The sequence below is a fragment of the Pseudoscardovia radai genome (assembly GCF_002259605.1).
GTDB classification, from domain to species: Bacteria; Actinomycetota; Actinomycetes; order Actinomycetales; family Bifidobacteriaceae; genus Pseudoscardovia; species Pseudoscardovia radai.
This window is the reverse complement of the sequence record NZ_MWWR01000007.1, coordinates 42219-66849: the sequence shown is the minus strand read 5'-3', so window position 1 is coordinate 66849 and position 24631 is coordinate 42219. Positions and strand designations below refer to the sequence as shown.

17 protein-coding genes are annotated in these 24631 nt (G+C 64.0%); 15 read left to right on the top strand and 2 right to left on the bottom strand.

Going from position 1 to position 24631, the window contains the following annotated elements:
* Window positions 1-301 precede the first annotated feature (301 nt).
* Window positions 302-1036: a hypothetical protein gene (locus PSRA_RS05000; protein WP_143516334.1), complete on the top strand. Its 735-nt coding sequence runs from the start codon at window positions 302-304 to the stop codon at window positions 1034-1036.
* Window positions 1037-1151: 115 nt separating this feature from the next.
* Here PSRA_RS05000 and PSRA_RS04995 read toward each other — a convergent pair whose 3' ends face one another.
* Window positions 1152-1973: a leucine-rich repeat domain-containing protein gene (locus tag PSRA_RS04995; RefSeq protein ID WP_094660804.1), complete on the bottom strand. Its 822-nt coding sequence runs from the start codon at window positions 1971-1973 to the stop codon at window positions 1152-1154.
* Between the two features lie 327 nt (window positions 1974-2300).
* Here PSRA_RS04995 and PSRA_RS04990 point away from each other — a divergent pair, with 327 nt between their 5' ends.
* The 3 genes from PSRA_RS04990 (at window position 2301) to PSRA_RS04980 (ending at window position 4381) form a co-directional block, all read left to right on the top strand.
* Window positions 2301-2615, top strand: a complete 315-nt coding sequence (locus PSRA_RS04990; protein ID WP_094660803.1) for a hypothetical protein — start codon at window positions 2301-2303, stop codon at window positions 2613-2615.
* Window positions 2616-3192: 577 nt separating this feature from the next.
* On the top strand, window positions 3193-3465 hold the full coding sequence (locus PSRA_RS04985) for a hypothetical protein (RefSeq protein WP_094660802.1): 273 nt from the start codon (window positions 3193-3195) through the stop codon (window positions 3463-3465).
* Window positions 3458-4381 (top strand): zeta toxin family protein, encoded by a 924-nt coding sequence (locus PSRA_RS04980; protein WP_094660801.1) that lies wholly within the window; start codon window positions 3458-3460, stop codon window positions 4379-4381. Before PSRA_RS04985 ends, PSRA_RS04980 begins: the two co-directional genes overlap by 8 nt.
* A gap of 215 nt (window positions 4382-4596) precedes the next feature.
* Here PSRA_RS04980 and PSRA_RS04975 read toward each other — a convergent pair whose 3' ends face one another.
* Window positions 4597-5199 (bottom strand): hypothetical protein, encoded by a 603-nt coding sequence (locus tag PSRA_RS04975; RefSeq protein ID WP_094660800.1) that lies wholly within the window; start codon window positions 5197-5199, stop codon window positions 4597-4599.
* A 457-nt stretch (window positions 5200-5656) separates the two neighbouring features.
* On the opposite strand from PSRA_RS04975, the gene PSRA_RS04970 reads away from it, so the two are divergent.
* From PSRA_RS04970 to PSRA_RS04920, 11 genes are all read left to right on the top strand, one after another.
* A complete protein-coding gene (locus PSRA_RS04970; RefSeq protein ID WP_094660799.1) occupies window positions 5657-5989 on the top strand; it encodes a DUF4176 domain-containing protein in 333 nt (110 codons plus the stop codon).
* On the top strand, window positions 5982-6272 hold the full coding sequence (locus PSRA_RS04965) for a hypothetical protein (RefSeq protein WP_094660798.1): 291 nt from the start codon (window positions 5982-5984) through the stop codon (window positions 6270-6272). Before PSRA_RS04970 ends, PSRA_RS04965 begins: the two co-directional genes overlap by 8 nt.
* Before the next feature lie 69 nt (window positions 6273-6341).
* Window positions 6342-7559, top strand: coding sequence for a hypothetical protein (locus tag PSRA_RS04960; RefSeq protein WP_094660797.1), 1218 nt, complete (start codon window positions 6342-6344; stop codon window positions 7557-7559).
* A 44-nt stretch (window positions 7560-7603) separates the two neighbouring features.
* Complete coding sequence (locus tag PSRA_RS04955) at window positions 7604-8314, top strand: hypothetical protein (RefSeq protein ID WP_094660796.1); 711 nt, start codon at window positions 7604-7606, stop codon at window positions 8312-8314.
* On the top strand, window positions 8314-8649 hold the full coding sequence (locus PSRA_RS04950) for a hypothetical protein (RefSeq protein WP_094660795.1): 336 nt from the start codon (window positions 8314-8316) through the stop codon (window positions 8647-8649). The genes PSRA_RS04955 and PSRA_RS04950 overlap by 1 nt, the downstream gene beginning before the upstream one ends.
* 46 nt (window positions 8650-8695) lie before the next feature.
* Entirely contained in the window at window positions 8696-9259 is a 564-nt protein-coding gene (locus PSRA_RS04945; protein WP_245834904.1) for a methylated-DNA--[protein]-cysteine S-methyltransferase, read from the top strand.
* A gap of 176 nt (window positions 9260-9435) precedes the next feature.
* Window positions 9436-10830 (top strand): NCS2 family permease, encoded by a 1395-nt coding sequence (locus PSRA_RS04940; protein WP_094660794.1) that lies wholly within the window; start codon window positions 9436-9438, stop codon window positions 10828-10830.
* Window positions 10831-11516: 686 nt separating this feature from the next.
* Window positions 11517-14525 carry a zinc ribbon domain-containing protein gene (locus tag PSRA_RS04935; RefSeq protein ID WP_094660793.1) on the top strand — a complete coding sequence of 1003 codons (3009 nt, stop codon included), beginning with the start codon at window positions 11517-11519 and terminating at the stop codon, window positions 14523-14525.
* A gap of 968 nt (window positions 14526-15493) precedes the next feature.
* Entirely contained in the window at window positions 15494-17629 is a 2136-nt protein-coding gene (locus tag PSRA_RS09490) for a hypothetical protein (protein WP_211280484.1), read from the top strand.
* A 465-nt stretch (window positions 17630-18094) separates the two neighbouring features.
* On the top strand, window positions 18095-22288 hold the full coding sequence (locus PSRA_RS09360; RefSeq protein ID WP_158216323.1) for a DEAD/DEAH box helicase: 4194 nt from the start codon (window positions 18095-18097) through the stop codon (window positions 22286-22288).
* Between the two features lie 95 nt (window positions 22289-22383).
* The gene (locus PSRA_RS04920) at window positions 22384-24603 is read left to right on the top strand and encodes a hypothetical protein (RefSeq protein ID WP_143516333.1); all 2220 of its coding nucleotides are present in this window, start codon (window positions 22384-22386) and stop codon (window positions 24601-24603) included.
* The last annotated feature ends 28 nt before the right edge of the window (window positions 24604-24631 follow it).

Sequence of the window (24631 nt, the reverse complement as noted above, 5' to 3'; positions counted from 1 at the left end):
GCGTTCGCGGCGCCCGTCGCATCAGGTGACTGGTGCGCCAAATGTTCGTTGTGGCAAGTCTAATGCGCGGATGTGATGCCGGGATCCGGTCAATGTTTCAAGGCTCGCGATGGCCGGTGGAGATGATTGGGGAGAGGGATGCCTGAGCCATATTTACCTGAGCCATATGTGGTGTTGCGACATTCACTAGAACCCGCCCGGGCTCGTTTTGTCTGGGGGGGGTAGTTTCTAGACGATGGTTTGCGCCATCGTTTGGAAGGGTGCGGCGTGTGTCGCAGTGTGAATTCAGAGAGGGATCGATATGAGAAACACGATGCGTGCCGTTTCGGCGATGCTTGTTGCGTTCCTGTCCTTGGTTTCGATGGCTGCATGCGGAGGGTCATCGAGTGGTGCGTCGGGCGGTTCGGAGTCCGGCTCGTCGGCGGTCACCTTCACCCAGGCCATTGAGAATCATAAGCTCTGGTTCCTTGTGGAGCCTGGGACGGCGGATGATGACTCTGTCGGCTTTCCTGGCTTGAGTAAGGACGGAGAGATTGATTCTGTTTGGGTGCGTACTGGCGGTGCGAACGGACAGTACCAGTGGGATACTTATTCCACTTCCCTCACTTTCCAGGACATCAATGGGAAGACCGACGACGAAATCATCTCCAGCCTTGGAAAAAGCGGGGAGAAGGCGAGTGGCACGACCCGCACTTATGTCACGACCGATCCGACTGGTAACAATGCCCAAACTGAATTCATCGCTAGTCAATTGACATATGATCAAAGGTGCCGTGGCGGCAATTCAGTACTTTATGACGGCGAGTGCTATCCGCAGGGCGGTGATTTCCTCTATCCCGAGACGCTTGGCGGGATGCCTCTGACGCACACCGCGCAAATCTATGACATGTATTTCCAGGGTCTTGAATCGTCTGAGATATCCACTCCGGGTGAGGATTATTACGATACGCAATTCTTCGTCACTCGCGTGGACGCCGACGATCCGGGAATCATCATGGATAGCCCCAAGGACGGTGCGGTGACGGTCGTCGGATGATTCCCGACGGCGAAGCGCCGGCATGGTGACGATGGAGCCGATGGTGGGAGCGGAACAAAGAGTCACGCTCCCACCATCGGCCCCATCGTATTCACCGTCATAACCCGTTTACGCGTCACTTGGACATGACGCCACCAACGGTCTTGCAGCCGGCATCGCAGTTGAAGTCGGTGAGCTTTTCGTTGTTGCTCAGGTCGATTTCCGTCAGCTGGTTGTCGCTGACATTCAGGAAGGTGAGCTGTGTGTTGTTGCTCACATCGAGCTTCTCCAAGGAGTTGCTGCCGGCGTCCAGTGCGGTGAGATGTGTGTTGTGCGTTACGTCGAGGGTCGTCAGTGTGTTTCCATAGACGTCCAGTTCGGTGAGCTGTGTGTTGTGACTTACATCGAGTTCCGTCAACACATTGCTGCTGGTGCACAGTTCGGAGAGCTGTGTGTTGTGGCTTACATCGAGCTTCTCCAAGGAGTTGCTGCCGGCGTCCAAATCGGTGAGCTGCGTGTTGTGACTCACGTCGAGACTCTCCAGCTGGTTGGTGTTGACGTTCAGATGGGTGAGGTGCGAGTTGTGGCTTATGTCGAGCTCCTCGAGCTGGTTGTCGCTGGCGTCCAGCTCGGTAAGGTTCGCGAAGTATTCGATGCCTTTCAGGCTGGTGATGCAACCCCCTTCGTAAACCATGTCATCGTATACCGTGACGCCGTCGAATGCGAGGTCATTCCCGTTTTCGGGGTCGAATGTCGCCCAGGTGCATTTGCTGATGTCGATCTTCGTGACGGCGTCGGCTTCCTCTTGGGTGAGGGTGGTGGGGTCGCCATCCTTGCCGGAGATGTTCTCCAAGACGTACTCGCAGAACAACTCGTCCGGGAAGGTGGTTTCGTCGACGGCGATGGGCCAAGGCGTGGTGTTGCTGGCTTCGGTGGTCTTGCTGGTTGCGGTTGTCATGTGTCTGTTCCCTTCTTCTTGTTTTTGGGTCTTCTTGTTTGGGCCTACTTGTTTTCCTATCCATGCTGCGGAGCCTGTCAGCCCCCGCAGCACAGCTCGTCTCGCTGCTTTGCGGGCCAAGTGGAATCATCATATGCCCACGATTTTCCCGGCGTGTCGCGAAATTCGGTCGAATCCGGCGACTCGTCTGGCGGGATCCATTTGACGGTGCGGGCACCTAGGTCTTCGCCGAGGGTGTGGTTTTGTACACCCTCGGTGCTGGTTGTGATGGCACCGTCTTTGGGATGGCGACCATCTCGTGATAAGGGCAGGGAAGGACTGTGCCGCATGATAGTCACACGGTTCGCTACGCCGTTCGGCGCTTTCGAGGTGTTGCGCAATGGGCGTTGCGTCGGATTCTCCATCGTGGAGAGTGACCGCAACGTCTATTGCGTCGGCGATACGCCGCTGCATGCGGACGGTGGAGACGAAGACACCGTCAACGCTGTCGTGGAGCTTCCGTCGTATGCCATCGGCATGGGGTGCATCGACACGCCGACTCTCGAAGACCGCTGGTCGTTGCGCAGGCGACGGGGCGATGCCTCCATGGGGCCGTTCCTCACGCCGTGCACGATTACGCGGGGGATATCGTTTCCTTCCTGACCTGCTAGCAGTGAAGTCGGATAGGCCGCGCCGCCTATTACGCGCCGCCCATCACGCAGGTCGGAATACAAGGCGAGGACCGGCGGATTCCCAAACGTCATCAAATGAATGTCATTCGTGTCTGTGCCCAAACCGCGTCGTAAGGCGGTTGAGGGTGCACGGTGGTGCTCCTTCGGCGTGGGTTGTGGCGCCTAAATGGCGATTGGGGCGGGATAATCCGGGTCGAGGGTGCAGAATATTGCACCCTCGATGCGGGTTAGGCTTTGTTGGGCGGCCTGGTGTTGGGCTATCTGCGGCCGAGGGTGCACGATGGCGCGCCTTCAATGGCGGTTATGGCATCGGAATGGCGGTTGGGGCGGGGTAATCCGGGTCGAGGGTGCACGATGGTGCGCCCTCGGTGCCGATTGCGGTTCCGGTTGCGGTGTCGGGACGACGGTTGGGCCGGGACAATGCCTCCTTCGAACCGCTGGACGCCATTCCATGTGCAATCTTTACGATTTCCCTCGCTGTGGGCGGGACTCCGGTGCGATAATCGACGTAATGCTGGCGTGGGGCCGGCGGTCAGAAGAGGGTCAATATGAGTGAACATGACTACAGCTTGCTGGACGGGGCCGCCATGTACGACGTGTTCTACGAAGCGGGCACCAAGCTCGGCGGACGGCTGGTCGCGCTCGATCGGCAGGCGAAGGCACGCGGCGACGAGGCGGAATCTGCGAAATGGAGGGCAGAGCACGTCGCACTGAACCGTGAACGCGCCGCGGTCGATCCCAACGACCGGGCCGCGCAGATAGCGGCGGTGAAACGCTGGAACGCCCGACGTGCGGAGCTGAAAGGGCTTCTCTATGACTGAACCTTCAGATGCGGAGCTGGAGCGGATCTGGCTCTCCGACATTCTCCCCGGCATGTATCCCGGGGTGGAGCCGAGCCCGGAGCCGGTTACGTACTTCCTGGGCGCCCAGCCCGGAGCAGGCAAGACCCGCGGGCAGATGTTCATACAACGGCTGTGCCCCGGATACCTCATGCCCGTCGTCGGCGACGACTTTCGCCAGTACCATCCGGATTACGACTGGCTGATGGAAACGGACCCGCTGTCCATGCCGGACGTGACGGCCAGGGCCGCCGGCGCCTGGACGGGCATGGCGGTGGAATACGCCGACGGCAACCGCATCTCATGCGTGATCGAGGGCACGTGGCGCAACGCCGCCACCGTGCTCGACGAGGCGCGACGAGCCCGGAGCCTGGGCCGCGGCACACGCGCGGTGTTGCTCGCGGTTCCTCCCGCTCTCAGCCGCCTGGGCATCCTGTCGCGCTTCTACGAAGACATGCGCACCGAGGGCAGCGCCAGGTGGACGCCCCCGATGGCGCACGAGACCACCGTGGGGAACCTGCCCCGGACGGTGCCGCAGGTCGCCGGCAGCGGGCTCATGGACAGGCTGACGGTGCTGGAACGCTCGGGAAACGTGCTGTACGACGGCGACAACCCCGCGCGGTTCGTCGCTGCGTGGCAGCAGGGATTCGACAGGACGCTGTCCGCAGACGAAATTGGATTCGCGGCCACCACATGGGAATGCTTGGTCGGGCTCTGCGAGGAGTTCACGCCGAACAATTTAGAGGCACACCACGTCCTGGAGCTGATTCGAGCCGACATCGACAGGTCTGCGGGCGCGGGGGAACAGCCGGATCAACCAATGGAGCCGGAGGAGCCAACGATTCCTCCGCCGATGCCGTGCCAGCCGTCCGACCCGACATGGGTCTGCGGCATCTAGCTGCTCCCGCATGCCTGGCCCGTCCGAAAATCGTGCTGTCCGATGATCAGTGACCGCTTGTCAGCATCGCCATGCTGCCGACCAACCGTCGCCGCGGGGCTATCGTGCTCGGCATGTGCGGCATTGTGTTTGGCGCCATCGGATTCGTGGGACTCGCCGTGGGCGGTGACTTCGGATCCTTTACATCGGGCATGATGCCCGGCGTTCTTATCGGGCTATCGCTGCTCGCTATCATCGTTGCCGGCGCAGGCCGGGGCGATGGCGACGACGCCGGCCACGGCGCCCGCTGACGCTACCGTCGCAGACGCTGCGGTTGTTGCCGCTGCCGGCGTTGCCGTCGGGAAATCCGATGCTGCCGGCAGGAAAACCCACACGATCGGCGGAATGAGAATGACGGCGATGGCGAGCCCCAGTCCCGTGGAATCGTATCTCAGGGGCAGGTCGGCCTTCCGCGTTTGGCGCCGGTACACGTGCGCGATCACATAGACCGCGGTGCACAGAGCCAGCGCGGGAACGAGCATGAGGCGGAACATGTAGTCGTGGCGTGCGGCGACGTTCCAGCCGTTGAGCGCGGCGAGGCGGTCGCCGACGAAGCGGCCGACAAGAAGCGTGACCATGACGGTCGGAATGGGCAGGTAGATGACGAGATGCAGGAGCCCGATTCCGAACGAGGCGAGGAATGACAGGTGTTTTTCCTCGTAGGCGGGGGTGTTGGAGGCATTGGAGGTGCCTGCTGCGTCGGTCGCGGCATCCGTTTCCGTGCGGAATGCGTCCTTCGAATCGATGCGGGTCATACCATCGCTCGTGTCATCGCTCATGGAAGGTCTCTCTTCTCCTTCGCGCCGCCTTGCGCGCCGGCACGGTTCCGCGCGTCGGCGTCATGCGCGTGAACTCATCATATTTCCGCGATTCGCGGGGGCGGGCGGCGCAAGATGAACGGAAGGCAAACAGACGGGGAGAGCGGACGATTGCCCGCATTAAACGGCCTCGGTAAAGCCGTGCCTGATAGAATAAACCCCTAAAATGATAGAATAAATGATAGAAAAAACCGCTTGGATGCGTGTTGCGGGGGGCTTTTCCTAACGCGGATTGCTCGAACGCGTGGGGTCGCGCAAAAGCGGGTATTGCTCTGCAAGCACCCTGGTTGTCCGCTTGAAAGGTTATGTTGAGGCTATCCGTGAGGCGGTTGCGTGAGCAACATCCGCCGTATCGGATGCGAATGCCCTGCATTGAGGCGGGGATTCGCAGGAAACAGGAGACAACGGAGGAACAGTCATGTCATCTGATGAACAGATAATCCTTCCTTTGGGCAGCATCGTCCATGTCAAGGGCGGAACGGAGGAGCAGCGCCTGATGATCGTGGCGCGTGGGTCGCTGACCGAGGTGGACGGTACCACGGGGTATTTCGACTACGCGGCGGTTTCCTGCCCCGAAGGGCTTGTCGATGCCAGCCAGATGCTGTTCTTCAATAGAGAAGACGTGAAAGACGTCGTCTTCGTTGGCTTTCGCGATGCGCGGGAACAGTTCTTCGCGGAGCATTATGACCAAGTCGTTTCCGCCACGCCATATCCGAAACTGCATGTGACGCGTGAGGATAGCCATGAGTGACCTTGTTATCAATGACTCCGATCTGGCATCCCTATCACAGACGCTGAAAGACACGGGGCCGGCGATTGACGGCTTGTCTCCAGAACTGGATGTGTCGCAGACGGTTATCGGGGAGGTCCATCTGTCTCAGGCGATGGAGGAGTTTTCCACGGGAAGCCGATCACGCCTTTCCGACCTATGGAACAAGATGGAAAGCGTTGTCGATTTCTTGGAAAATGTTCGGATATCCTCCTCCGAGGTGGACAATAATCTGCATCTTGATATTAGGGATCTGGATCTGTGAGAGCCAAGAGAGTATGAAGAAGGCGTTCGCACAGATACGTTGTGATTGGGGAATGGAGTGTGAGGTTTCGTGACATATGTTGACAATGAGCGAAAACCGGGGCTGGACTGGTCTGCTCTAAATCTGGATGGGGATCCCGTTCCCGGGGATTGCGGGGACGTGAGTCTCCTTGCCGACCGTTATGCGGACCGATCGGTGACGTGCTCGCAGATTGAGCATGTGCTCGAAGAAGCCATTAGCGATAGAGTGTCTTTCAAAGGCAAATCAGCGATTGCCATGCACAATGCAATCCAGGATTCCATAGGCATCGTCCATAAGCTCGCGCAGGCTTTTGAAGGCGCTAGCAAAGCAATACAAACCTGGGCGTATGCACTTCAGGAGTTCCAGCAGACCGCGGATTCCCTTTGCCAGCAGGCTATGGAGAAAAGGTCCACGATTGGCAAAACCCAGCAGCTTTTGAACGATGCTCGGACCAGCTACAGCCAGATGATGTCGCAAGAAGACGCTGCGTATGACGATCTGGCCAATGCGTCATCGTTGGTCAATCGTTACAACGGTGACCTGACGGATTTGAATGACGATGTGCGCAGTCTTACATACCAAGTGCAGGATTGCGAAGACGAGTATCACTCCAAGGGCAAGGATTTGTCTGGTGACATCGAGACGCATCTGAGCACCCTGCAGGAAATTAGCAATGGATTGACACAGGTTCAGCATTTCCGAACATGCATCGGTGTTTTCGAAGCCACGGGTCATACGAGTTTGGCGATAGGAAAGCGTGCTTTCAAGAATGCGAATGTGGTAACGGGGCAGAAAATCCTCGGCAAAATGGAACGGTATACGGGGAATCTCGAGATTCCCATGAAGGTGCCGAAGCATATTTCGAAATGGCGTCAAGTCGTCAGAGGCGGCATCAAAGGGAGTATCGTTGGCTCTCTTCTCGATGGCGCGCTTGACGGGGCGCAGACTTACTCCGAGAGGGATGAGCAGTATGGTGCGGATACGGCTCGTCAGGATGCGTGGTGGCATTTCGGGATTTCCACCGTGGCTGGCGTCGTGGGTGGAACTGTGTCTGTGTTGGCGACAGGGGCGGCAGCAGGTGCTGTTGCCGGTTCAGTCGTTCCGGGACTCGGCACCGTTGTGGGTGCTGCAGCTGGTGCTATTGCTGGTCTTGCAGTAGGGAGTGTTATTTCGTCTGCCGGAGATGCTTTCTACGATTCCGTCGTCGGTCGCGGAGAGGGTGATGGTTTCTGGGACAAACTTGGGAATAACCTTAAATTCTGGTAATCGGTTACGCTGAACCTTTGGATTCCAACGAAGAGGTGGTGCATATGAGAGGGCGCGATCTGACCCTTATCGGTCGTCTGCCGGAATACCAAATTCCCGTGTATTGGGACGCAGCATCCGAGCGTTTCATCAAGGTGTCACCATATCCCCCGGGCTCGGTGGACAAAGACAGGAAACCCATACCTGGGAAACTTGTGCGGGATGAATACGGCAGACAGATTCCTGCCGAGGATTTCGTGAGAAAAATCCAGAAACAGGCAATGCACAGAGCGACCGTCATGCTTATCGTGATATGCGCTGTGGGCCTCGGATACATTCTGGGCCGTTGGGGGATGAGCGAGTTGCCACCGTCAAAATTCCTTGCTATCCCGGCGCTCGTTGCTGGCATTGTGCTCGGACTCTGGGCAAATTGGTGGGTAACGAAGAAATCGTATACCGGTTTCGTCATGCCTGCTTCGCCGCGTGAAGTGGCCGCCGCCGCCCGCGAGGGAGGTGTCGATTCCGTCCGGGGCTTCCAATATCACCTGGGATCCCTGCCGATGACCATAAGCTTCGTAATCTGCTTTTCGGGTGTGCCGGCGTCGTTGCTGATTGATTTTTGCCTGTCGGATTCAGCTGTCAAAGTGCTTGCGTTTCCGTTCCTTGGCGCGTTGATGTTCCTGGGCGTCGGCATCATTTGGTTCGCGTTCTTCTCTGACCGTTTCGATTCGTGGCGTCACCGCCATCGTGATGCTACGGAAGTCTGGGGTATGTGATGTTTGCCGATTTCTTTCTTCTTTTCTGTATCGGTTTTCTGTTCTCGTTCATCAGCGGCTTGTTCGTAGGTAGCCAGAGCTTCCGACGCCGACGCAAGGCGGCGAGAAAGTATGTATTCCCCTATTTCGAGGAGCATGCCCGGGATTACGATGACTACCCCCAGTCCCGGTGGGATGCGCTGCCGGACGATTACAACCCCTACGACGTGGATGACTGGCCGAAGGACGCTCCGTCGGGTGATGCGCGCGACGTCTCGCCTGCGGGCAGGCTTGGTTACAGCAAGGACTACGACTTGCTGCACTGGCAGGTGACGCCGAGACACGGCGCGAGATAGCGGATCGATGCCTGAACGAGATGGCACTGCGCGGTAGGCTGGGGGCATGACGGAACGAACCGAGACCTGTGCCGGATGCGTGTACGATTCCCCTGCCGGGCGCATGATTCTGCGCACTTCGACGAAGGGACTGGCGCAGGCGCGATTCGCGCAGACGACGGGCGCGGCGCTCGCCGGAGAGGCGGCGGGTTTTTCGCAGATGCGGTCTGCGCAGGTGGGGCCTGCGGATACGGGACGTGTGCCTGAGAAGGCGCGGTACATGCTTGACGAGGCGCGGCGCTGGCTCGACGCGTATTTCACGGGCGCCGACCCGGGCGCCGTGCCGCCGCTCGACCTTGCCGGAACGAATTTCCAGCGCCTTGTGTGGTCGGCGTTGCTCGAGGTGCCCTACGGCACCACATCCACGTACCGCGAGCTCGCGCGGCGGGTGGGGGAGCGGCGCGGCACGCCGACGTCAGCGCGGGCGGTCGGCGGGGCGGCCGGGCGCAATCCGGTTCTTGTCATCGTGCCGTGCCATCGCATCGTCGGCGCGGACGGGAGCCTGACCGGCTATGCCGCCGGTCTCGATCGCAAGCGCCGTCTGCTCGCCCTGGAGGGTGTCGTTCTGTGATTGCCGCACCGCACGGACGTGACTTCCACGCGTGATAGGGTGAACGTGTTTGGCGGGGGTGTCGGCGGCGAATGCAGGACTTGGGCCCCGCGGCGGCGTGCGGCCCTCGCCAGGTATCCGCACCGGCCACGGACCGCCCGGCCCGGGGCCGCCAACCCCAAGGAGAGCCAAGAGCAATGGAGAAGTTCTTCCATCTCAAGGAGAACGGCACCACGGTATCCACCGAGATAACCGCCGGTCTGACCACGTTCTTCGCGATGTCGTATATCATCGTCGTCAACCCGCAGGTCCTGAGCAAAACCGGTATGCCATGGGGCGGCGTGTTCCTCGCCACCATCATCGCGGCCGTCATCGGAACGCTCGTCATGGGCCTGTTCGCCAACGTCCCGTATGCGCAGGCGGCGGGCATGGGCCTCAACGCCTTCTTCACCTACACCGTCTGCTTCGGGCTGGGCTTCACCTGGCAGGAGGCGCTGTGCATGGTGTTCCTGTGCGGCGTGATCAACATCATCATCACGGTCACGAAGATCCGCAAGATGATCATCCGCGCCATCCCGCCGGTGCTGCAGAACGCCATCGGCGCAGGCATCGGCCTGTTCGTGGCGTATGTGGGCATGCTCAACGTCGGATTCATCCAGTTCACGCCGAGCGACCCGGCCGCGGCCGCGAACGGCGGCGCCATCAGCGCCACGCCGGGGCTCGCCACGCTGAACACGCCCACGCTGTGGCTGTTCCTCATCGGGTTGCTGCTCGCCATCGTGTTCACCGTCACCAAGGTGAAGGCCGGGCTGCTGCTCACCATCGTCATCACGGCCCTCGTCGGCATCCCGATGGGGCTGACGAGCATGGCGAACTCCGTGTCGGTGGGCGAGGCGTTCTCGCAGCTGCCCACCACCTTCGGCGCCATCTTCACGGCGCAGGGATTCCCGGCGCTGTTCTCGAATCCGGCGCGCATCCCGCTTGTGCTCGTCACGATTTTCGCGTTCTCGATGTCCGACACCTTCGACACCATCGGCACGTTCATCGGCACCGGCCGGCGCACCGGCATCTTCTCTGAGGAGGACGAGAAGGCGCTCGAGGACGGCTCCGGATTCAGCTCGAAGATGGACCGCGCGCTGTTCGCGGATTCGATCGCCACGTCGATCGGCTCCATCTTCGGCACCTCGAACACCACCACCTACGTGGAGTCCGCGGCGGGTATCGGCGCGGGCGGCCGCACGGGCCTGACCTCCGTGGTCGTCTCGCTGTGCTTCATTCTGTCGATCTTCCTGTCGCCGCTGATCTCCGCCGTGCCGAGCGCCGCGACCGCAGGCGTGCTCGTGATCGTGGGCTGCATGATGGCGTCGAGTCTCAAGGAAGTCGCCTGGGACAACATCGAGGAGGCGATTCCTGCGCTCTTCGCCGCCGTGTTCATGGCATACTCGTATTCGATTTCGTACGGCATCGCCGGCGGCTTCATCACGTACTGCATCGTGATGACGTGCAAGAAGAAGGCGAAGGAGGTCTCCGCGGTGATCTGGGTGGTCGCGGCGCTGTTCATCCTCGACTTCGTGTGCATGGCGCTTTTGTGACGGCTTGCGCCGTCGTGTGACGGCGGCGTGAGTGCCGGCGGCGCCACACCTTCGGGAACCGTGGCGCCGCCACAATAACAGCGGTACGGCCTGCGTACATTTTCGAGGCGTTATCGCCTAGAAAACGGTGATTTCTGTACGCAGGCCGTACCATTGTTTTTGCGTGCCCCGGTCTCCGATTTCCCGGGGAAACACACTCCGGTTCCGTGGCGGGTCATGCGAAAATGGCTTGTTTCTGCGGTTCTTCAGTGGCCGGGGCGTGTTCGCGAAAGGAGCCGGACTGTATTTCGGGGTTTGTGGGGTCCGGAGCGGCGACACGACGACGTAGTTTCAACGGTTTCGGGCCCTGTATACTCGGCCCACCCCCGAAAAAGGACCCCACAAACCCGCAAATACCCCCTCCGCAGGTGTTCGATATGCTGCCTGACCGATGTCTTTTCGGGAACAGTGGTACGGCTTGCGGATATTTTCGGGGAGTTTTCGCCTAGAAAACGGTGATTTCTGTACGCAGGCCGTGCCGTCATTGTCCAGCGTCTCCTTGCACATCCTCCTGACCATCGGATAGGACGGGCAGGGGGTTGTGCGACGGATGGTTGTAGGATGGGCGGGTACCCCGGATTGGGATCGGGCATGCGACGGCCGCCGCCCGGCGCGCGGGGAATGCGAAAGAGATCAGGAGAAGGGTTATGTATTGCCCGCAATGTGGCACGATCTGTTCCGACGGCGCGAGGTTCTGCACGCAGTGCGGCTTTGCGTTCGCCGATACGATGGGCGCAGCCGGTGCGCTCAGCGTTCCTGGCACGTCGGGTTCCGGTGCGTCGGATGTCGTGTCAGCGGTGGCGCAGACGCCCGCGGGTGTGGCGCCGGCTTCTCCGTACGATGACGCCGACGACGATTGCGTTCCCACACTTCAGACACGATTCCTCGATATGCCGTATCGCGAGCCTGCGCCGCTTGACCTCGGCCTCGTGCTCGATCCGCAGACCGATGGTGCCATGACGTTCCGTTCCGCCGCGTTCCGTCACGATCCAGAGCCGCAGCCAGCCGCGCCCGCGCCTCCTGCGCCGCCCGCGGTATCCGCGCCCGCTGCAATGTCCGTGCCCGCTCCGGCCGCCGTTCAGGCTCCTGTTCGGACACCCGTCCAGGCTGCGGCGCAGATCCCGTCGCCGGCCCCGTCGCCGGCCCAATCGTCCGCCCAGTCGCCGGACACGGTCCACAACCTGCACGGTGTCAGCCGTTTCACCGATTTCACGCCGCTTCTCGACATCACCGGCATGCACCGCAATCGTTCGGATGCCGCGAATCCCACCTCCGCGAACCCCGCCGCGCCTGCCGATGCCGGCACCGACGCCTCGCATCGTGGAGTCGCGGGGCGCGCCATCCTCCCCGCGCTCGCCGGCATCGGCCTAGGCGCGTTGTTCGCCTTCCTCGTCAGTCTTATCGTGGCGCTGCCCATCTGGGTGATTGCGGCGAATTGCTCGCCGGCCCTTCGCGCCGACGCGGGCGCGTCGCTCCTGGGCTCCTTCGCGCTTCTCAACACGTTCGGGCTCGGCGCCTCGATCACCACGCATATCGGCGCTGCCACACTCGCCACAACCATGTCATCGCTCGGACTGTCCGGCATCGCGCTCGCCGTGGGAACCGCCGTGGGCGCCTACCGCGTGGCGCGGCATGCGGCGCCCTCGCGCGCCGGGGGAATCGTGGGCACGGTTGTAACCGCCGCAATCGGCGCGGCGCTCGCGGCGGCGCTGGCGGCCGCGACCGGCGCCGGCGCCACGCGCATGTTGCGTGGCGCCTACGGCGCGCTCGCAGCCGACGCAGGCGCCGGCAATGCTTCGGCAGGCGGGACGACGGCCGCCGGCGGCTTCTCCGGCCTCGACATCTCCGCCATCGCCGTCTCCTGCGATGCCGGATACCTTGCGCTGCGTGTCGCACTTCTCGCCGGGCTCGGCGCCGCCGTCGCGTTCGCACTCGCCTGCAGTTGCGCGGGCGCGGGGCAGGACGGCCTGTTCCCGGCCCTGCGCGCATGGCGCCGTCACGCGCGCGGATGGTCGCGCACGCTGGTCGAAACGGGGCGGTTCCTGCTTATCGCCTCCGCTGTGCTCGGCGTGGCATATGCGGCCGTGGCCGTGCGCGCGCTGGTGGAGTCCGCGTCCGGCGGGCGGGTGTCGCTGTGGCCGAACGCGCTTCTGGCGGGATGCCTGCTCGCCGATCCGGCGTGGGTCGGCGGCGCAGGCGGGGCAGGTGGCGCAGGAACCAGCCTCGACTCCAACCTTCTTCTTCCCGGCATCAACGCGACCGCCGCGATTCTCGCCATCGCAGTGGTGGCATCGTATGCCGGCACCTTCGTGATGATGGCGCTCGGGCTGATGCTTGGCAAGGGCGTCGATTACTCGCTCGGTGTCGGCGCGACGCGACATGACACCACGATGTCGCTGACCGGCAGCAGCTGGATTGACGCTTTCGTGCCGTCACTCGGTGGCGTGAATGGAGCATTCGGCGGTGCCGACGGCATGGCGGCGTGGGTGCGAGTGGCGGCGATCGTGACGATCGTTCTGCTCGTGGCTGGCGCGTGCGTGCTGGCGCTGCGCGCCGCCGCCCGCGCGTGCTGCGACCGCGATGACACCGGTTGGACCGGTTGCTGGATCGGCCTGCTCGTGGCGCTTGCCGTGACGGCTGTGCTCTGGGCGCTGTTCCGCGGCGTGAGCTTCACTCAGACCTTCGATGCGGGGGCGGGAACCGGCGCCGGTGCGGCCGGCGGTGCACTTGATGGTGCGGCCGGCGGTGCACTTGGCGCAACGGCCGAGAACAGTTCCGGATTCTTCGCGGTGCATCCGATCGTGATTCTTATGGTGCCTGCGTTCCTTGCCATCGTGAGCCTGCTGGCGCGCACCGTGGCGGCGCCCGCGGTCCGTTCGTCGCGCGCGCTGTGGAACCTCGCGCACCGCGGCGCGGCGGCGGTGGATGGCGCGAGCGGAAGTGCCGTGCGTGACCTGACATGGGACGATATCGTTGCGATGAAGCGGGCGGCGAAGGAGGCGGCGCCTGTTGTGGCTGGGCCGGCGATGGCCGGGGTGGCGGCGCCTGTTGTGGCGGCACCTACGATGCCTGCGGCTCAGGTTGTGGCTCCGGTTGCGGCGTCCGCCTCCCAGACGATTCAGCCCGCCGTTCAGACGATTGCGCAGCCGGCAATCGTGGCATCGCAGCCGATGCAGCAGCCGGCCTTCGTGCCGCAGCCCGCATCGCAGCCGGTCTCCGGGCCGAGTGCGGGCGGGGCGTACCGCGAGCTGCCGGTCAGCGGATATGAGCGCACGGCCGTGCTGCGCCCCATGCCCGCCGGTTTCAACGCCGCACAGGAAGCGGGGAGTGCGTCTACTGCGCAGGGCGCGGGGTATGCGTCGGGTGCGGTGGGCAACGCGGATGCGTCGTGGCAGTATGCGTCGTCGGATGTGTATCGCGTTGTGCCGGGAATGCGGCATGTGATCCAGCAGACCGTCGATCCCGCGCAATACGCCCAGGAGCAGGTCCGTTTCCAGCAGATTCCGGCTCAGCCGGGAGCGGTTCAGGCGGGTGCGATTCCGGTGATGCCGGTCCAGGCAGGTGTTGCTCAGACGAGTGCTGATCCGGTGTTGCCAGTTCAGCCGGCGTCTGGTCAGCCGGCGCCGATCCCTCCGACCCAGCGATCCGCCAACTGATCCCGCGCCCCAACGGTGCTTCTCGCTGGCAGTGTGCTGACCAGTGAGGGCGACTGTTGGGATGGGAGGGGCCTGTTTGCAACGCCGGCTTGGTCAACAGTGCTTCTCGCTGGCAGTGTGCTGACCAGTGAGAGCGACTGTTGGGATGGGAGGGGCCTGTTTACAACGCCGGCTTGGTCAACAGTGCTTCTCGCTGGCAGTGTGCTGACCAGTGAGAGCGACCGTTGGGGAGGAGGGCCAGTGTTTTCAACGGCGGGGTCGTCAACGGTGCCTCTCAGTGGCAGTCCACGCGCCAGTGAGGCCGAGTGTTGGGACGGGAATCGTTGGGAATGCGTCGGTTTTTCTCTAACGGTGCCTCTCGCTGGCAGTGTGCTGACCAGTGAGGGCGACTGTTTGGCGAGAAGGGCCAGTGTTTTCAACGATGGTTTCGCTAACAGTGCTTCTCGCTGGCAGTGTGCCGACCAGTGAGGGCGACCGTTGGGGAGAAGGGCCAGTGTTTTCAACGATGGTTTCGCTAACAGTGCCTCTCACTGGCACTGTGCCGACCAGTGAGAGGCACTGTGGCCGGGAGAAAGCGCGATGTTGGGAATAGTTGCGTGAAGAGTGGGAGGGAAACGATGACGGGGTGTCGGGGCAAAGCCGATGGTCGCCGTGCCGGCATGACGATGGACCGGTGTATGGCATATGCGGACTTCATGCGGTGCGGTCTGTGTACGATGCGACGATGACCGGAGGGTTATGCGGCGGTTATGCGATGGGAATGGCATGGGCGCCGGTGTGTCGCGGTTGTATCATGGCATTATTCGGTCAGTGTTGCCGCCCAGGGACGGGTGATGATGCAGGGCGGATGGGGATCCCACGGGCACGGCGTATTCACTGCGCCCGGTGCGTGATCTGGAGAGAGAAAACGATTCGAGAAAGAACGAAACGAGAAGGGAGTTTCCATGAATTGCCCTTATTGCGGTAACGTGGCACCCTTGGGCGCGCAGGTGTGCCCTGCGTGCGGCCAGGACCTGACGGCCTTCGTCGCACAGACTCAGGCAACACAGACTCAGGCAACACAGACTCAAGCAACACAGACGCAGGCAGCGCAGCAGGCGCCCGATGCGGCGCAGGCCGCTGCATACCAGCAGCCGCTGCAGGCCACGGACCAGTCCGCCCAGCAGGCGGTTGCGCAGCCGGTGGCCCAGGCCCAGTATGCGCAGTCCGTCCAGCAGACGATTGCTGTCGATTCGGCCCAGGCGGCCCAGCAGCAGTACGCGCAGCAGCCCGTCGCACAGACTCAGTATGCGCAGCCGGCGGCCCAGCCCCAGTATGCTTATGCGCAGCAGCCCGCCGTGCAGCCGGCAGCTCAGCCTGCCGCGCAGCCCCAATTTGCGCAGCAGCCGGCCCAGCCGCAGTATGGTCAGCCGCAGTACGCCCAGCCCCAGTACGGGCAGCCGCAGCAGTACGTGCAGCAGACTCCGAGGCAGACCAGCGAGGCCGCGCTCAGGCTGCAGGCGGATATGAAGAGCCCACTGATATGGCAGGCCATCTTCGCCGGCGTCGGCATCGCCTTCGCCGCGGTCGTTGCGATGGCGCTTGTTACGCTGGTTTTCCTGAAAATCTTCTCGCCTGACGCCTCCTCCGCGGTCAGCGACATCATGTCTTTCTCCAGCGACGAGGAAGACGCTTTCAGCTCGAAGAGCTTCCTGTGGCTTCTTCTCATCGGGCTAGGCGGCAGCCTGCATGCTTCCGCGTCGGGAAGCCCCATCTCGATGACCGAGAATTTCTCCGCCATCGGCCTGCCGGCCATCGGCATGGTAATCGGCGCCGCATTCGGCGTCTACCTGCTGGCGCGCAAGGGCGCGTTCAAGGTTGTGTGGACCGGCTTGCTCGGTTCCGTCATCGGCGCCGTCGCCAGCGGTTTGGTCTCGCTGATTCTGGGCGCCATCTCCGCCGTCTCCACCGAGGACGTGACCGTGACGTTCGCCACGGCGCACACGTTCCTGTCCGTCTTCATCTTCGTTCTGCTCGGCGAGCTCGCCGGCTTCGCTCTCGCGCAATCGCATAAGGAGGAGGCGAACGTCTTCCTGGCATGCCGTCAGTGGCGCCGTCACGCGCGCGGATGGCAGCGCACGCTCGTCGAGTTCTTCGAATTCGTCTTCGCAGTCTTCGCCGTCCTGGGCTTTGTGGCGTTGCTTGTCCTCCAGTTCAAGGGCAGGAGCTACGATTCGAGCGATGGCACTGAAGCCCAGGCGATTGCATGGCTGTTCGCCATCATCATTCTGACGACTTTCGGCACGCTCGTGGTTGATCTGCTTGTCATCGCCAGCTTCGCGGGCATATCCTACTCGCTTCGCGGCGTGGTGGACGGTACGATCGACTTTGGCTGGTTCATGAGCAAGAACCACAAGGAATTCAAGGGGATTTCCGACGCTGACGAGATCAATGACGCGGTGTCCAAGTTCTCGTGGGTGCCGTGGGTGCTGCTGGTGTGCCTCGTTCTAGCACTTGTCTATGTGGCACTGCGCGAGGCGGTGCGCAACCAGTACGACCCGGCGAAGGCCGGATGGGACCAGAGCTGGCAGGCGCCCGCCGTCGCCTGCGGCATCGCGCTTGTTTACTGGCTTGTCTTCCCTGGTCTGAATGCCGAGAATATGCTCACATTCAAGATCAGCCCGCTTATCATCCTGACGCTTCCGGCCTGCGTGTTCATCGTCGAGGCGCTGTCCCGCACGCTGGGAACGGCCATCATGACGCCGAACAGCCCGCTGTACAGCATCGCGCTGGGCGGTGCCGTGGCTGTGGACGGCGCCGCTCCGGCCGCCGCCCCCGCTGCGCAGATGACTGCCGCCGCGCCGGCGGGTGCATCGTATGCAGCCGCGCAGCCGACGTACCAGCAGCCGACTGCGGGAACCGCGCCGGCGCAAGGTTACCAGCAGCCCGCCGCGTATGCCGCGCAGCCTGCACAGGCCACCTATGCCCAGACGACCGTTGCTCAGCCGCAGGCAGCTCAGCCGCAGGCAGCTCAGCCGCAGGCAGCTCAGCCGACGTACACGCAGCCGACGTACACGCAGCCGACGTACACGCAGCCGGGTCAGGGCGGTCAGCCGACTGCCTAGCGTCATCGGCGCGCAATTCGCGACACGCCGATGACGGAGCCGCGATATGCTGCAAATAAGCCGATTCGGTAGGAATTGCTCCCCGGAGCCCCCGCGCTTCGGGGAGTTTTTCTATGCTGGAAAACCCACATGCCGGAATCCCGGGGAGGCAGGAGGCATCGTGAGCGGGTTCTGCACGAACCGCATCATGATCGATCCCGCGCCCGTCGACGAACGCATACCACGCACGCCCTGACAGGGGAACGGGCGGCGATACCAGAATCGAAACCAGCGAACGGACCGGCTGCGCGCCGGACGGGAACGGCGGCAGCCGGTTCTGTCAGGATTCCGCCAGGATCCCGTCACGATGAGAATCGGCAAAACCGCTGCGTCGGCACCGCCGACACCGGTTCACAGACACCGGCTCACAGATACCGGCGTCACAGGCACGGACGAACCGAAACAGACGACATCAAGGAGTTGTGAATGGGAGATTTCACGCGACTGTACAATCGCGAGGCATCGCGCATCGACGGCGGTGTCGCGTTCGCAATCGTCGACGCCGTGAGGAGCATCGCCCACCAGAAGGTGGCGGAGCGCGGCCGTGTCATCGCGTGGAACGGCAGCGGCAAGGGGCATTCCCTGGCGATCGGCGTGTCGCGGGACAGCCGCACCCACGCCACGCTCATCCATCTGAGTGGCTTCGTGCCCGCCGAGGACCCGAAGGATACCGGCAGTGCCGACACATGCCTCGTCGGCCTCACGGCCTCCGTTCTCGGCGGCGTGTGCACGGTTATCGACACCCACTGCGAGTGCAGGGACTTCCTCGCCGAAGAGGCTGCCCGCCTCAAGCGCGCGGCATCCCGCAGCACCGCCGGCTGGGACGGGGATTTCGACGATTCCGATGATGATTTCTCCGGCACCTCCGCCTTCGGATCGAAGGCGCGGCACATGATGTCCTCGACGGACGACCAGGCGGGGCAGGACCTGCATCCGGTGGTCTGCAAGCATATCGCCGCATTGAGCTACTGGTTCATGCTGAGGCCCCGCGCTTTTCAGGTCGACGATGGCGGCTCGGCGGCACCCGCTCCCAAGACGACTCCTGCGCGCCGTACATCCACCGACGTGCGCTCCATGCTTATCGGCGAGGAGTCACGCCGCACGGGAGCCCGCCGCAAGGCCCGCGAAGAGGCCGTGCGCGAGATCGATGCGATCCGCGAATCCACGAAGGACATCAACGACGCCGATGAGGAACCGGCCGTTGTGGCGACGAAAAAGCCCAAGCGCCGCGGCGCGGAGCCTGTCGTCCCCACTCCCGGATCGGTGCGCCTGATACCGCAGGTCCAGCAGACGCCGGGCGGCTGGGAGCTGTCGGCGCGCTTGGCCTGTGGCGACGCCAACTACGTCGTGCCAAGCCTCAATCGTTTCATCGTGGCCGTGCGCGACAGCCGTTTCGCCACCTATGGAAAGCGCCTGGCCTTCGTACACGACCGGGAACTGTTCGACGCGCCGGCGCGCGCCTTCCTCGACTACCTGACGCGTCTGCGCGATACGCGTACCCGCATCATCATGACGGGCATGTACAACGCGGACAACTACCTTCTCGGATTCGAGAAGCAGGCCCAGCTGAGCGACAGCGAGTTGTGCGAGCTGCTCGACATGTTTGCGCCGCTGCCGACCGACCACGTGCCCGCCGACTGGGCGTATATGCCCGTTTTCGCGGGAGGAAAGACCCCGTTCGACCTCGCGCGCGACAACGAGGCGAGCAATATGGCGGCGATCGAACGCCAGCACGATGCGGCCGCCGCGCGCGCCGATGAAAGCGCCGCTATGGACGCCACCGCAACCGCGCCTTCCGCGCCAGCCGCCGCGCGCGCCGACGCGCCCCTTCCTGGCCACGAGATCGCCGTACGCCTGCCCGACGATTACGGCGGCGTGACGGACATACCGATCTTCGAGGGCGATCCGGCGCTGTTCTTCACGGTTTCCGTCATCGATTCGCGCAACACCGCGGTGTTCGTGCCGCAGACCCGCGAGCGCATCGTCGACGTCGAGGCGGACCATCCGCTCGGCGTGTCGATCGGGGGAGGGGCCATCGTCCGCTCCTTCGTGCACGGCGCCCGCAGTTCCTACGTGCTCCTCGCCTCGCCGCAGACCGATGGGCAGCTTGCGTTCTTCCGCTGCTCGCCTGAATTCGCCGCGCAGCATGACGTCATCGAGATGATGTGCGGCACCGAACGCGCCTACGTGGAATCCGCCGACTGGCCGGCTTTCGTCTCGGTCGTCCTGCCGCGTCTCGAATCCGCCGGCATGCATATCACGGTTCCGCGCCTCGAGGACCCGGACGCCACGCTGCGCCCGCAGGACCCGGACGTCTCCTTCTACCTCGACCGCACCGATGAAGGCATCACCTGCGAGCTTGTGGCCGGGTACCCGAACGGCACCGTGCAGCTGCTGCCCGACCAGGGCACGATGCACGCGGACCGCGAGTTCGACGACCCCGGTCGCGACCTGGGCCGCGACCGCCCGGCCGAGAAGGACGCCGTGGACTTCGTCGACCGCCTTTTCCCGGACAGGAACGGCCAGGGCATTGGATTCATCGAGGACCGGGACGACGAGCAGATCATGCTCCTCATGCGCTACGGCCTCAAGGCCCTGCACGAATACGGCACCGTGTACGCGACGCCCGCCTTCGACGGCATCGTGCCGCGTCCGTCCGGCGCCATCCGCCTGGGCGTCACGATGCGCTCGAACCTGCTCGAGGTGACGCCTCTGGCCGATGAGATTCCCAGCGACGAGGTGGCCGGCGTGCTGGCGAGCTACCGCAAGAAGCGGCGCTTCCACCGCCTGCGCAGCGGCGACATCATCGACCTCGCCTCTCAGCAGACCGAGGAGGCGCTCGGGCATCTGGACGAGATCTCCGACGACATCGGCCTGTCCGCGTCGCGTCTGTCTTCGGGAGCCGTGGACCTGCCCGCCTCGCAGGCCTTCGTGCTTGCGGCCTACGGCGACGAGGTGGAGGGAGACGAGTCCTTCCGCGCCTACGTGCATGACATGGATGTGATCGACCCCGAATCGTACGCGGTGCCCGAGGGACTCAACGGCACGATGAGGCCGTATCAGGTCGAGGGCTTCCAGTGGCTGCAGACTCTGTATGACAAAGGCTTCGGCGGCATCCTTGCCGACGAGATGGGCCTGGGCAAAACCATCCAGACGCTCGCGATGATCCTCGCGCGGCGCGGGGACGGGCCGGCGCTGATCGTGTGCCCGGCCTCGCTTGTGTACAACTGGGAGGCCGAATGCCGCAAGTTCGTGCCCGGGTTGAGGGTTGAGACGGCGGCGGGTACGAAAACGCAGAGGCGTAGGGTTATCGACGAGTTGCAGGCCGCGGGCGCCGCGCACCACGATGTTTCCGACGATGTTTCCGACGATTCTGCTGCCGCTTCCGCCGGCGCTGCCGACAGCGCTTCCTCCGACGACGTTTCCGCTGCCGACGCCGCCTCCGACGGCAACACGCCGGACATCGTCATCACATCGTATGACCTGCTGCGCCGCGATATCGAGGAATACGAGGGCGTGCACGTCAACGTCATGGTGCTCGACGAGGCGCAGTACATCAAGAATCCCGGCACGAAGGTGGCCCATGCGGTCAAGCGCATCGACTCCTCGCACCGCTTCGCGCTGACCGGCACGCCTATCGAGAACCGCTTGAGCGAGCTGTGGAGCATCTTCGACTTCCTCATGCCCGGCCTGCTGCGCAGCTACTCGTCGTTCCGCGCGCGCTACGAGCTGCCGATCGCGAGGGCCATGGAGGACGGCATGAACGATTGCCCCGAGGCCGCGCGCCTGCAGGCGATCGCGCGCGTGTTCATCAAGCGCCGCCTCAAGTCCCAGGTGCTCAAGGACTTGCCCGAGCGCCTGGAGACCACGGTCAGCGTGCATCTCGAGGGCAAGCAGCGCACGCTGTACGCGGCGCAGGAACGCCGGCTGCGCGATATGCTCGACGGCCAGTCCGACGATGACGAGTCCAGCGCCGGCATCCCCGTGCTCGCCGAGCTGACGCGCCTGCGCGAGATCTGCTGCGATCCGCGCCTCGTGTATGACAACGCCCCGGCGTCGTCGGCCAAGCTCGACGCCATCGTCGACATCGTGGGATCGAGCGTCGACTCGGGGCGGCGTGTGCTCGTGTTCTCGCAGTTCACGTCGTTCCTCGACATCATCGGCCATGCGCTGGATGCGGCCGATATCGCGCACGAGTCGCTCGTCGGCTCCACGCCCAAGAAGAAGCGTGTGGAGCTGGCCGACGCGTTCAACGCCGGGAAGGGTGCGGCCGTCATGCTCGTCTCGCTCAAGGCGGGCAACACGGGCCTGAACCTCGTGGGCGCCTCCGTGGTGGTGCATGCCGACCCGTGGTGGAACTCCGCCGCGCAGGACCAGGCGACGGGCCGCGCCCACCGCATCGGGCAGACGCGCGACGTGGACGTGTATCAGGTCATCGCCGCCGACACCGTGGAGGAACGGGTGCACGAGATGCAGGAGCGCAAGGGACGTCTCGCGCGCACCTTCACGAACCCCGACGCCTCGATGGCCGATCCCGCGTTCGGCCCCATGATGCCGAACGACGCGGTGCCGGGCGTCGGCGCCCTCACGCGCGGCGACGTGCTGCGCCTGCTGTCGTAGAGGCGGCCACGCTTCGCAGGGCCGCTACGATAGAAGGCAACAGAGACAAGGCAACTGAGACAAAACAACGGAGAAACAGGCAATAAGGGGGAGACATGCACCAGTGTGAACGATGCTATGCGATGGTGCCGGACACAGCCCCGCTGTGCCCGGCATGCGGAGCGCCGCAGCCCGCCGGGGGAGCGGCTGCGTCACGGCCTGCCGCGCAGCCCACCATGCGCCTCGCCATGCCATCGGGCACGCCTCCGCGTCAGGCGGCGGCGTCATCGTATGCCATGCCGCCGCAGGCGGCGCAACCCCTGCCACCGCAGCCCCTGCCACCGCAGGCCGTGCAGCCCCTGCACCAGCCGCGTTTTCGCAGCGTCGGCGCGCGAGCGGCCCGCACGGTCGTCTCGGCCGCCCTCATGGGCGCCGCCTTTGCCATCGCCGCGGCGCTCGCCTTCACCCTTCTGACGATGATTTTCGACGCGCTCAGCGTGTCCAGCTTCGCCCGCTACGTCATGGCGCAGGTGCCCGGCCTGTCGGACGCCCCGTCGTCATCGGACGGCATGTTTTCGCAAAGCCAGCGCAATGAGATCGCCAGCACCGTCACGCCCAGCGTCTGGACGCTTGTGGGCATCGTCATGGCCATGGGCATGGGCGGGTCGTGGGATCTCGGCCTCGAGGTCGGGTTCTTCGGTTACGGCGGCAGTGGCAAGGGCGAGATCGTTGGTTCCATGGGAATCGTCGGCCTGTCCATGGTCATCGCCGCGGCCTTCGGCGCCTACCTGTTCGCGCGCTCCGGCCATGGGCGGCGCCAGCGCTGGACCGTCCCCGCCTGCGGGCTCGGATGCGGCCTCGTGACGCTCGCCGCCTTCGCCATCATCGCGGGCACCGGGCGGCATAACGAGGACTATATGTCCATCATCACCTCCACATACACGGCGCTGACGCCGCGCAGCTGCCTGCTTGCCTTCCTCACGGCCGCGCTTGGCGCCGCGCTCGGCATGCTCCTGGGCAACCGTGTGCCCGGGGCTCGCGGCGTCTTCGCCGCGTCGTGGCGCTGGCTGCACCGCCAGGGCGGCTACCTGCGCACGCTGGGCGAGGGCATCGTGTTCTCGCTGCTGCTGTTCGGCGTGGCGAGCATCCCGTACTCGCTGCTCATGACGATGTCGATCGGGGCCGAAAGCTCGGGCATCGTCAGCAATCCAGGCGACGTGCCCGCCGCTTGGATTGCAGCAGAGCCCCTCGGCGCATGGTCGGGCGTCGTGCCGCTGCTGCCGTCCGTCATGCTGTACCTTATGCTCGTGTGCTGTTTCGGGCGCGTCACGCTGCAGTTCTCGGAGTCGGCTCCGTACGGGGTGTCTTCTTCACTGACGCAGGGTTCGTCGCTGCCGTCGGCCCAAGGCCACGACGCGCTTGCCGAGCTGCGCGCCGGCGCGGGCCTGGGATCGTTCTCGTGGCTCAAGTATTCGTGGTTCGCCTGGGCTGTGTTCGGTGCGTTCGTGCTGCTCACCGTGTACCTCGTGCTGCGTGCGGCGGGGCGCTACCGCGTGGACCGCGACTCCGCGCGCATGTCCACCGTATGGCAGGCCCCGCTGGTGATGCTGCTGATGGCGGCCATCGTGCAGTTCGCGTTCATGATGCCCTCGGGCATCCTGGCGGTGGACCTGTCGTCGATTCTGGGAAGCGGTGCCACGGGCGGCCTGCGCGCCGTGCTCGTGCCCGCGGTCTGGGACTGCGTGCTGCCGGCCGTGTGGATTTTCCTTGTGGACGGGCTCGGGCGGCTTCTCGGCGCGGGTGCCGGGCTGCGGCCGGTGATCGGCACGGGCGGCGGCGTGTACCCGGGCGAGGCTGGCGCGCCGCTCAAAGGCCTCGCGCCGATCGAGGACGAGTGGCATGTGCGCGCGTTCCTCAGCGCCCAGGCCGCGGCGCTGCGCGACGATGACGAGCTGTATGCGCGGGTGGTGGATATGAATGGCGAGGCGGACGGCCGCGGATTCGGCGGCGGGGCTGTCGTCGCTGGCGCCGGCGCGGCGGGGCACGCTGGCGCTGGCACGGTCGGTGCGCATGGCGTCGTCGGCCGGACGGAGGCACCATCGTGGAGCGGCGCGCCCGAGCAGACGTGGAGGCCCGAACCCGCGTCCGGCGAGTGGCATCCGCAGTACGTCTACGATTCCCACGCCCCGCGCCCCGACGATCCGCGTCCTGACGATTCCACAGACGCGGCGCAGATTCCGTGGAACGCGGCCCAGCGGCCCGCCTCCGCCTACGGTTCCGCCTATCCCACTGCTCCCAACCCCGGCTCCGTCCCCAACCCCGGCTTCCGGAACTGATTCCAGGCAGTCACAGGCTCCCACAAAA

Coding starts and splice junctions, on each gene's coding strand:
- PSRA_RS04920 (WP_143516333.1), top strand. CDS start 22,384: ATGCACCAGTGTGAACGATGCTATGCGATGGTGCCGGACACAGCCCCG.
- PSRA_RS04985 (WP_094660802.1), top strand. CDS start 3,193: ATGAGTGAACATGACTACAGCTTGCTGGACGGGGCCGCCATGTACGAC.
- PSRA_RS04955 (WP_094660796.1), top strand. CDS start 7,604: ATGAGAGGGCGCGATCTGACCCTTATCGGTCGTCTGCCGGAATACCAA.
- PSRA_RS04935 (WP_094660793.1), top strand. CDS start 11,517: ATGTATTGCCCGCAATGTGGCACGATCTGTTCCGACGGCGCGAGGTTC.
- PSRA_RS04990 (WP_094660803.1), top strand. CDS start 2,301: ATGATAGTCACACGGTTCGCTACGCCGTTCGGCGCTTTCGAGGTGTTG.
- PSRA_RS04965 (WP_094660798.1), top strand. CDS start 5,982: ATGAGTGACCTTGTTATCAATGACTCCGATCTGGCATCCCTATCACAG.
- PSRA_RS09360 (WP_158216323.1), top strand. CDS start 18,095: ATGGGAGATTTCACGCGACTGTACAATCGCGAGGCATCGCGCATCGAC.
- PSRA_RS04975 (WP_094660800.1), bottom strand. CDS start 5,199: ATGAGCGATGACACGAGCGATGGTATGACCCGCATCGATTCGAAGGAC.
- PSRA_RS04995 (WP_094660804.1), bottom strand. CDS start 1,973: ATGACAACCGCAACCAGCAAGACCACCGAAGCCAGCAACACCACGCCT.
- PSRA_RS05000 (WP_143516334.1), top strand. CDS start 302: ATGAGAAACACGATGCGTGCCGTTTCGGCGATGCTTGTTGCGTTCCTG.
- PSRA_RS04970 (WP_094660799.1), top strand. CDS start 5,657: ATGTCATCTGATGAACAGATAATCCTTCCTTTGGGCAGCATCGTCCAT.
- PSRA_RS04940 (WP_094660794.1), top strand. CDS start 9,436: ATGGAGAAGTTCTTCCATCTCAAGGAGAACGGCACCACGGTATCCACC.
- PSRA_RS04950 (WP_094660795.1), top strand. CDS start 8,314: ATGTTTGCCGATTTCTTTCTTCTTTTCTGTATCGGTTTTCTGTTCTCG.
- PSRA_RS04980 (WP_094660801.1), top strand. CDS start 3,458: ATGACTGAACCTTCAGATGCGGAGCTGGAGCGGATCTGGCTCTCCGAC.
- PSRA_RS04945 (WP_245834904.1), top strand. CDS start 8,696: ATGACGGAACGAACCGAGACCTGTGCCGGATGCGTGTACGATTCCCCT.